This is a genomic window from Oleiharenicola lentus, assembly GCF_004118375.1.
Classification (GTDB): domain Bacteria; phylum Verrucomicrobiota; class Verrucomicrobiia; order Opitutales; family Opitutaceae; genus Lacunisphaera; species Lacunisphaera lenta.
Genome location: NZ_SDHX01000002.1, coordinates 1,409,744 through 1,417,836, shown reverse-complemented (window position 1 = coordinate 1,417,836; position 8,093 = coordinate 1,409,744). Strand labels below are relative to the sequence as shown.

Below are 8,093 nucleotides of genomic sequence, written 5' to 3'. Positions count from 1 at the left end.
CGCGAAGGTCATGAAGACGTTGGAGAGCGTGAGGAGGAGGATGGTGGACATGGGGAAGAGCGATGGGTGATGAACTGAGGGTTATTGGAAAGAATCCATCGCGGCCGCAAATGGCGAAACCCGGGGATACCCCCCAGAACCAGCCCCCCCAACCCATAAGCCTGAACCGGGAGCGTGGCTCACGATTCGGTCAGCGCATACACCGCGAACGACGCCAGCCAGTGCGCGCGGTTGAAGTCGCTCACGTCGATCATCGGCAAGGCCGCCTCCAGGTGACGCACGGCGGCCTCGCGGGCGCGGGTCTGGCGCGGGTCGGATTCGGCCAGCGCGAGGCTGATGCGGCGCCAGCACCAGGCGCGGTTGAGATTGAGGCCGATGAGGTGCGCAATCTTCGCGTCGGAGGGGTTGCTCACGCGCACGGGCGTAAAGAGCTTCACCGGCTCGCCGGTGTGCAGGTTGGGCAGGAAACGGCTCAGCCAGCGGCTGAAATTGTCCGGCGGCAGCACCGCGGCCATCACCTCGGCTTCGGTGAGCGCAGGCGACAGGAAGTCTTCGCCCGAGGGTTCCCAGCGCGCGCCATAGTCGGTATCATGGCCAAACCAGTAGGCCATGCGGCTCGTGCAGAAGAGCTTCAGCTCCTGGTCGTCGGCCGCGCGGGCGTAGTCGAGGGCCAGTTTCACCGCGAACGCGGTGTTATTATGCACGCCGTGGCGCACCGGGTGGGTGAGGGCGGGCAGGTAAGCCATCAGGCCGGCGCGCATGACGGCCACCAGCGGGGCGAGATTGGTGGCCAGCGCGGGATCGTAGCGGCGGAGCTCCTCGTCGAGCTTCAGCAACCAGGCCCAGCCATAGGGACGCTCAAAAAAGCTGCGTCCCGGAGCGGTGAAGTAGGCGGTCTCCGCCGCGATGTTGGCCACCGACAGGTTCTCCCGGAGCGCGAGGTCGATCTCCGGACGCTCGGGCAGGGTGGGAAACAGCCGGGCCAGCCGCGCCAGCATGCAGTGCTGGTGGACACAGGAATGCCAGTCGTAGCTGCCATAGAAGGCCGGGTGGAGCTGCCGCGGCGAGCGGACATCCCCGGCGTCGTTCACGGGATGTGTCAGCAGGTGCGGGTATTCGCGGTGGACGTTCGCCAGCCCGAGCTTGGCGAACTCGGAGGCTTGGGCGGGGGAAAGATTCGGGAAAGCGTCGGGCACAGAGGAAGGACGGTCAGATTAGGCGGAACAAAAGAATGAGTTGAAGAAGAAATGATGCCGCATAAGTTGTGCCGGGTCGTAAAATCCACGCACTTTCATCCATGAAAATCAAAGCCTACCTGAAGCCGCACTGCGGTTGGTCCAACGGCGTCCGTGCCATCATGCGCAAGCACGGCCTCGAGTTTGAGGACATCGACATCATCAATGTCCGCGCCAACTACGAGGAGATGGTGCGCAAGTCCGGCCAGCCCCTTTCGCCCTGCGTGGAGATCGACGGTGTGATGCTCGCCGACATTTCCGGCGAGGAAGTCGAGAACTACATGCTCGCCAACAACCTCATCAAGCCGAGCGATGCGCCGGTGAACGTCGCCACCAACGCCGGCTGCTCCGACGCCGAGCACGCCGCGATGCAGGCCAAGCCGGTCCGCTTCTTCTGAGAAGCGGCGCAAAACCTGAAGGCTGATACCTGAGACCTGAAAACAACGGGCCGGTCGGAAGACCGGCCTTCTTCTTTTCGCTGGCACGATTCAAGTCTCAGGTCTCAAGTTTCAGCTCCTCCGTTCATGTCTTCCCGCCCCATCCCCGGCTCTTCCGGCGAAGTCCTCCGCGAGCTGCCCTCGGCCTACGAACCGCACCGGGCGACCGGATTGCTGCATCTCCCGCGGTTCATCGCGAAATGCAAATACGTGAAGCGCCACGGCGCGCTCCCGGCCAGCTACGCGAAGAACTACAAGCGCGGCATGGACCGGTTCCTGTGCCTTCACCTCGGCATCGACCCGGCCGCCGTGGAGAAAATCGTGCACGAATGCCTCGATGCCAATCTCGGTGACGACGAGATCGACCGCCGCCTGGTTGCGCTCTTTCCCCCGGACCTGCGCGCCGCCAAGTGGAACCGCGAATACGTCCAGAAGGGCATGACTCCCGCGGGCCGCGATTTCCTGAAGGAAGCCCTCACCAACATGGGCTGCCCCGACCGCACCGCCGATATCCTCAGCATCACCGACCTGATGGACTTCGATGAGGGGCGCATAGAGTGACCTCGACCGGCCTTCGTCCCGCCAAGCAAAGGCCAGATTGAGAGAGTCCCGTTACCGTCGCCCCTCGAAGGGCGGGACGGTTTCGAGGACGGGCTTGGGTTTGCGGGGAAACCAGCGGGGCACGTCGCGCCGGTAGTCCTCGTAGATGGCTCCGAAGCGGAATCGCAGGTTGGCCTCCTCGTAGCCGATCACCAGCAGGTGCAGGCCACAGACGAGGAACACCCAATACACGCCGATGTGCCAAGAGCGGAAGAGCAACGCCTCGCCGCCCACGAGCGCCATGAGGGCCAGATACATCGGGTTGCGCACCCACTTGTAGGGACCACGGCGCGTGAGTTTCTTGGTCGGATCAAAAAAAGCCGGCGTGCCCTGGCCGCGGGCGGCGAGGATGGCGGCGCTGAAGAGGAAAAAAACGAGTCCGACGGCCGCCAACGCCAGCCCGGTCAGCGGCAGCGCGTCCCAGTTGGCGGGCCATTGCGGACGCCGCTCGAAAAGCCGCAACGGGAGCCAGCCGGCCATCACGCCGGGGACGACGATCACGTAGAGCAGGTTCTTGAGCAGCAGCCAGAGGGGTTTCATGAATGGCCCGGCGGGAAAGTGGGCCGCGCGCGCGCCGGTGGCAATGCCGGAGCGAACATATGCCGCGTGGGCCGGGAGGACCCTTTGCCGCGGTATGGCTCGACCACGCCCTTCGCGGGCGCACACGAGGCGCGTCGCTGCCATCCCCCAGGGCCGCCTACGGCGACTGCATCACGAGGTCGGCGCCGAGCGAGCCGAGGCCGATGCCGTGGTGGTGGCGCAGCATCGTGAGGTTTTCGCGCACCAGGCCGCCCATGCTCGTGCAGGCGAGGTAGCGCGTGGACTTGAAATGCTCGGCGAGACCTTCGCGCAGCGAAATGACGTTCTCCTCCGGCGCGATCGGGTCGTGGTCCATCGCCTCCAGCAGGCCCGTGAGCCGGGTGGCGGCGAGTTCGGCGCGCGCCAGGATGAGCGTCTGCTCCTCGCGCTGGTATTGGAGGGCGGTTTCCTTGTGCAGGTGCTTCACGCAGAACTGGGCGAGGCGGGTGTTCTCCTTGAAGAACTGCGGCAGGTAGAAGTTTTTCCGGCCGTGGTGCGACTGCTGGTCGAAATCCATGGCGCGGATGCGCACCTGCCAGCCCTCGAAGTCGGGCGTGAGCACGACGACATAGTTGTAGCTGCGCATGTCGCCGAGCAGGCGCACGAAGCAGCGCTCGTTGAACTTCACCAGCTCCTTGGCGATGCGGATGGGCTTGAGCTCGGGATTCTCCAGCCAGCGGTCGCTGAAGATGTCGCCCGGCAGGCCGGCGATGTGCTCTTCGACGAGCGTGTTGCCCGCCGTCATGAAATTAAGACGGTTGGGCGACAACAGATGCTCCAGCTCGAGCCCGTAGATGCGCGAGGCGTCGGCGCGCTTGATGTAGAAGTAGTCGGGATTGTCGTTGAACGCGTTGACGATGCGGATGCGGAACGGCATCGAGTTGCCGAAAGTGCAGAAGTCCACGCGGTCGATGTAGAGGTGCGACATCACCGAGAAGTCGCCGTCCACGCGCAGCAGCGCGTAGATGCGCTTCAGGTCCTCGTTGAGCGTGGCGATGTCCTCCGCGCGGTAGGCGACGGAGTCCCAGAGCGTGGGCCGGCCCTTGCTGTCCATGATGGGCACGGCTTCGTGAAAGTGCCGCAGCCGCTCGTAGGTCACGGGCAGTTCACGCTCGCGGCGGTAGCGCCGGAGATAGGCGCGCAGGGGGTCGCCGACCGGGTAACTCGGCTTCTTCCGCGTGCGGAAGGGAGGCTGGGAAACGGGCTCTTCCATCGCCGCCAAGATGACCGGCGGGTCGACCGAGGCAATCGCCGGTTTGGTGATTCGCGCTCGGGTGTTGCCAGCGCCGGGTCCGCGGTGTCTCGTCCGCCGATGCGCGCGCGATGGAAAGAACTCCTGCAATCCCCGACGGCGCGCGCCCAGGCGGTGCGGCTGGGTCTGGTGCTGGCATTCGTCCTGGCCGTCAGCCGCTTCTGGTCGCCCTATTTCGGTTTCACCGCCTTCCTCCAGGCGGATGCGGTCACGGCGGAAAATTTGCCGGCCAGCCTGCGGGACGCCCCGGTATTTATTCACGAAAAAGTCGGGCGCTACGACGGCGCCTATTATGCGCAGATCGCAACCGACCCCTTGCTGCGCGATCCGGACCTGACTGTCGCGGTGGATGCACCGGGTTACCGGGCGCGACGGATTCTGCTGAGCGCCCTGGCCTGGGTGGCGGGCGGCGGTGAACCGGTGGCCGCGTTGCACGCCTACGCGTGGCTCAACCTCGGGTGCTGGATTCTGCTGGCCTGGCTTTTGGCCATGATCCTGCCGGCGGGCGGTGGGTGGCGCGCGACGGCGGCCTGGTGCGGGGTGCTGCTGGCCGGCGGCACGCTCGGCAGCGTGCGGCTGGCGCTTACGGATCTCGCGGCGATGCTGCTGCTCGCCGGTGGGCTTTTGTTGGTGGAGCGCGGGCGCCCGCGGTTGGCCGCGGCATGTTTGGGTCTGGCGGGATTGGCGCGCGAAACGGCCTTGCTGGGTGCGGCGATGTTCTGGCCCGCGGACCGGCCTAAGCTCGCGGCCGGGGCACGCTCGGCGGGGTTGGTTGTGCTGGCCGCGTTGCCGCTCGTGCTGTGGTGGAGTTATCTCCACTGGACCGTGGGTGCGTCCGATGCGGGCAGCCGAAATTTTTCCCTGCCGTTATCCGGTTGGCTGGAGAAATGGACAGAGCTGTGGCGGTTGACCGGCACGGAGCAAAACCGCGGCCTGGTTTTCCGCGGCTGGCTGGACGGTGTGGCGCTTACCATGCAGGCGGTCTTCTTGGTGAAGTTTCGCGATCCGGCCAGCCCTTGGTGGCGGGCTGGAATCGCGTTTGTCGTGCTCGGCAGTGTGCTGGGCCCGTCGGTGTGGGAGGGCCTGCCCGGCGCCTACGCCCGCGTGCTGCTGCCGGTGACCTTGTGCTTCAACGTGCTGGCGGCGCGACGCCGCGCGGCCGTCCTCTGGCTGCTGCTGGGCAATCTTTCCGTGGTCGGCGGAGTCTGGTCGATCGCCGAGGTGCCCGGGGCTCCGCACCAGCTGACTGCCGCGAGAAACGGCGGACTGCGTTACGTGCTCGAGACCGATGCGCGCTGGTCCGTGGCGGAATGGAATTCGGAATACCGCTGGGCCTGGTGTGCCGAGGCCGGCGGACTCCGGGTGCGCACCTGGCCGCACCGCCCAACGGTCCGGCTGGAGCTGGAACTGCGCGGCGTCACGCCGCGCGACGTGGAGGTGTGGCACGCGGGTCGCGTGGTTTGGTCGGGTCGGGTGGGCGACCGGCCGGGCTGGATCAGCCTGCCCGAACTGCCGCTTGAGCGCGGACGCCTCGACCTGGAGTTGCGCAGCCCGGAGCCGGCGCAAGCCGAGGGACAGGACAATACCGCCCGCCGGATCGGCCTCGCGTGCTTCGGCGCACGGGTGGTGGACTGAGTTTCACGCCGCGAGCAGCCGCTCGCAGAGGGCGAGCAACCGCGCGCGCAGTGGCTGGCTGCGTTCGGCGAAGGCGCGCTGGTGCTCCTCGTATTCGGCGCGGCCGGCGGGGGTCTCGATGGCGATGGCGGCGAGGCCGAGGGAGGTGCAGTCGTAGGGGCTGGCGCGCATGTCCACCTCACGGATGTCACGGGCCAGGGCGAAGCAGTCGGCCGTCAGCTCGCTGGGCGTGAAGGGCGCGAGTTTGAAGGCCCACTTGTAGAGATCCATGTTCGCGTGCAGGCAGCCGCGCTGCTCGAGCTGAGCGGTGGTGGCGCGCTCGGGTTGGAGCCGGTTCAGCGGACGCGCCGGAGGCGTGAAGAAGCGGAAGGCATCGAAATGCGAGCAGCGGATCGGCAGCGACTCCGTGATGCGCGCGGTTTCCTCCGGCGGAAAACGCAGCGGCAGCGACGTGTGCCGGATCTCCTCCGGTCGAAGCCGGTAAACCATCGCCCACTCGTGCAGGCCGAAACAGCCGAAGGCCGGTGGCCGCTCCGCCGTGGCGCGCAGCAGACCCGCCAGCCAGACGAGCGAGTCGCGGCGCTTCGCCTCGAAGGCGGCCGGATTGACCGCCACGCCGCCTTCCGTTGCCAGATACTCCGGCCAGCGCAGGTATTCGCGCGCGGCGTCCCCGAGCAGCACGGCATCCGGCCCCGGATGCCAGCGCCGCAGCCAGCTCGGACGAAAGCTGTAGTATTCCCAGAGGAAATCCTCGACCGGATGCTTTTCCCCGCGCGCCTGCCGCGCCTGGTGAGGGTCGGTCCACGCGCGCACGCGCTGCTCATGCGCCGAGCGCCGGGCCAGCCAGTCGGGTTCGGTCAGGCGGAGGTTTGGGTGCGTGGAGACCATCAGGTGGGCCAGATGATGACCGCGGTGCCGGCGATGATCAGCGAGCAGCCGATAGCGGTCTTGAGGGTGAGCGATTCGCCGAGAAACAGGCCGGCGAGGATGATCGTCAGCGCGAGGCTCGATTTGTCGAGGGCGCTCACCAGCGACGCCGGCCCGGCCTGCAGGGCCTTGAAGTAGAACAACCAGGAGGCCCCGGTGGCGAAACCCGACAACACGAGAAAGGTGAGCGAACGCTGGGAAATCGTGCTGACCGCGCCGAGGTTGCCCTGCAGGGCGACGACCAGCCACGCGAGCCCGAGGATCACCACGGTGCGCACCGCGGTGGCGACGTTCGAATCAACGCCCTTCACGCCGATCTTGGCGAGGATCGCGGTGAGGGCGGCAAATACCGCCGAAAGGAGAGCATAGGTCCACCACATGCCGGCCAGCTTGAAGGCAAGCGGACGAAGGAAGAAGCCTGAAACCGGGCTTCAGGCCTTCGCCAGCAGTCGCCGCACGCCCTCGGCCGGAGACTCGGTGATGAAGTGCAGGGCGACGGGCCAGCGGAGTTTCGCGGCGAGAGAGCGCAGGGCGAAAGCGGCGGGCACGGAGTTCAGGATGCGTCCGCTCACGCCGCAGGGCACGCGTGCATCCGGTGACGGGAACAGGCGATGAATGACCTGGTCGGCGAGGCGCGCCAGATCGGTGACGGAATCGGCCACGACCTGCTGGGCGGGGCCGCAGTCCTGCTCCGCGAGCTCGAGCACGCGCGGGGCGAAGGCGGAGATGGTGGCGTTGGCGGCGGGGTCGTTGTAGAGGAAACGGGAGTTGGCCGCGTAGTCGGCGAGGCCCGTGTGCGCACACAGGGCTTCGGCGAGCGGCGAGAGTTTCTGCGGCGGCGGCGACCCCGCTGCCGGGGCGGCCTGCAGTTCCAACAGGGCGATCGCTAGGGCCCGGCGTCCGAGGTCGAAGCCACTGCCGGCGTCGCCGAGCTTCCAGCCGAGTCCGCCGGCGTAGTGAACCGAGCCGTCGGCCGTCCGTGCTGCGACGAACGAACCGGTGCCGGCGTGCAACACCAGACCGGGGTTGCCGCCGGTGGCGAGTTCGAGGACGGGCAGGGAGTCCGGTCCGGTGGTCACGATGCCGATGTTATTCAGCGAGGCTGCGGTCTCGCGCCAGAATGGCGGTGAGCCGGCCATGTAGAGATGCGTGGTGGAGACCGGAGACGGGTGCCCGGCGTCCGGAAGGGAGCTGCGCAGGGCGGCGAGGCCGGCCAGCAGGATTTCGCGGGCCCTTTCCGGACCGACTTGGCTGGGGTTGCAGCCCGGGCCGAGGTGGCGGGCGACGATGGCGCCGGCGGCGTCCACGAGGATGAACTCCGTCTTCGTCCCGCCACCGTCCACGCCGATTTTGAAACCCGGACTTTTCACACCAAGAAGCTAAGTAGCGAAGTTGTGAGTGGGAGGGATTCCTGGTTCCTTGGCTGCT

The 8,093-nt window shown here is 66.9% G+C and carries 9 protein-coding genes; 3 read left to right on the top strand and 6 right to left on the bottom strand.

Annotation, left to right across the window (positions count from 1 at the left end; translation table 11 throughout):
- Positions 1–179 precede the first annotated feature (179 nt).
- A complete protein-coding gene (locus ESB00_RS19505; protein WP_129049904.1) occupies positions 180–1,196 on the bottom strand; it encodes a DUF2891 domain-containing protein in 1,017 nt (338 codons plus the stop codon).
- 101 nt (positions 1,197–1,297) lie between these two features.
- Between ESB00_RS19505 and ESB00_RS19500 the strand changes: the two genes are divergently transcribed.
- Complete coding sequence (locus tag ESB00_RS19500; protein WP_129049903.1) at positions 1,298–1,633, top strand: glutaredoxin family protein; 336 nt, start codon at positions 1,298–1,300, stop codon at positions 1,631–1,633.
- A 126-nt stretch (positions 1,634–1,759) separates the two neighbouring features.
- Positions 1,760–2,233, top strand: coding sequence for a DUF5069 domain-containing protein (locus tag ESB00_RS19495; protein WP_129049902.1), 474 nt, complete (start codon positions 1,760–1,762; stop codon positions 2,231–2,233).
- A gap of 51 nt (positions 2,234–2,284) precedes the next feature.
- Here ESB00_RS19495 and ESB00_RS19490 read toward each other — a convergent pair whose 3' ends face one another.
- Positions 2,285–2,812 carry a methyltransferase family protein gene (locus tag ESB00_RS19490; RefSeq protein WP_164976333.1) on the bottom strand — a complete coding sequence of 176 codons (528 nt, stop codon included), beginning with the start codon at positions 2,810–2,812 and terminating at the stop codon, positions 2,285–2,287.
- Between the two features lie 157 nt (positions 2,813–2,969).
- Positions 2,970–4,064: a hypothetical protein gene (locus ESB00_RS19485; protein ID WP_129049900.1), complete on the bottom strand. Its 1,095-nt coding sequence runs from the start codon at positions 4,062–4,064 to the stop codon at positions 2,970–2,972.
- Positions 4,065–4,163: 99 nt separating this feature from the next.
- On the opposite strand from ESB00_RS19485, the gene ESB00_RS19480 reads away from it, so the two are divergent.
- Positions 4,164–5,738: a hypothetical protein gene (locus ESB00_RS19480; protein ID WP_129049899.1), complete on the top strand. Its 1,575-nt coding sequence runs from the start codon at positions 4,164–4,166 to the stop codon at positions 5,736–5,738.
- 3 nt (positions 5,739–5,741) lie between these two features.
- On the opposite strand, the gene ESB00_RS19475 is transcribed toward ESB00_RS19480, so the two are convergent.
- The 3 genes from ESB00_RS19475 to ESB00_RS19465 are packed head-to-tail and all read right to left on the bottom strand — an operon-like array spanning position 5,742 to position 8,035.
- The gene (locus tag ESB00_RS19475; protein WP_129049898.1) at positions 5,742–6,626 is read right to left on the bottom strand and encodes a 3-methyladenine DNA glycosylase; all 885 of its coding nucleotides are present in this window, start codon (positions 6,624–6,626) and stop codon (positions 5,742–5,744) included.
- Positions 6,626–7,045, bottom strand: coding sequence for an EamA family transporter (locus ESB00_RS19470; RefSeq protein WP_129049897.1), 420 nt, complete (start codon positions 7,043–7,045; stop codon positions 6,626–6,628). The genes ESB00_RS19475 and ESB00_RS19470 overlap by 1 nt, the downstream gene beginning before the upstream one ends.
- 51 nt (positions 7,046–7,096) lie before the next feature.
- Positions 7,097–8,035, bottom strand: a complete 939-nt coding sequence (locus ESB00_RS19465; RefSeq protein ID WP_129049896.1) for an N-acetylglucosamine kinase — start codon at positions 8,033–8,035, stop codon at positions 7,097–7,099.
- Positions 8,036–8,093: the final 58 nt, after the last annotated feature.

Coding starts and splice junctions, on each gene's coding strand:
- ESB00_RS19500 (WP_129049903.1), top strand. CDS start 1,298: ATGAAAATCAAAGCCTACCTGAAGCCGCACTGCGGTTGGTCCAACGGC.
- ESB00_RS19495 (WP_129049902.1), top strand. CDS start 1,760: ATGTCTTCCCGCCCCATCCCCGGCTCTTCCGGCGAAGTCCTCCGCGAG.
- ESB00_RS19490 (WP_164976333.1), bottom strand. CDS start 2,812: ATGAAACCCCTCTGGCTGCTGCTCAAGAACCTGCTCTACGTGATCGTC.
- ESB00_RS19485 (WP_129049900.1), bottom strand. CDS start 4,064: ATGGAAGAGCCCGTTTCCCAGCCTCCCTTCCGCACGCGGAAGAAGCCG.
- ESB00_RS19480 (WP_129049899.1), top strand. CDS start 4,164: ATGCGCGCGCGATGGAAAGAACTCCTGCAATCCCCGACGGCGCGCGCC.
- ESB00_RS19475 (WP_129049898.1), bottom strand. CDS start 6,626: ATGGTCTCCACGCACCCAAACCTCCGCCTGACCGAACCCGACTGGCTG.
- ESB00_RS19470 (WP_129049897.1), bottom strand. CDS start 7,045: ATGTGGTGGACCTATGCTCTCCTTTCGGCGGTATTTGCCGCCCTCACC.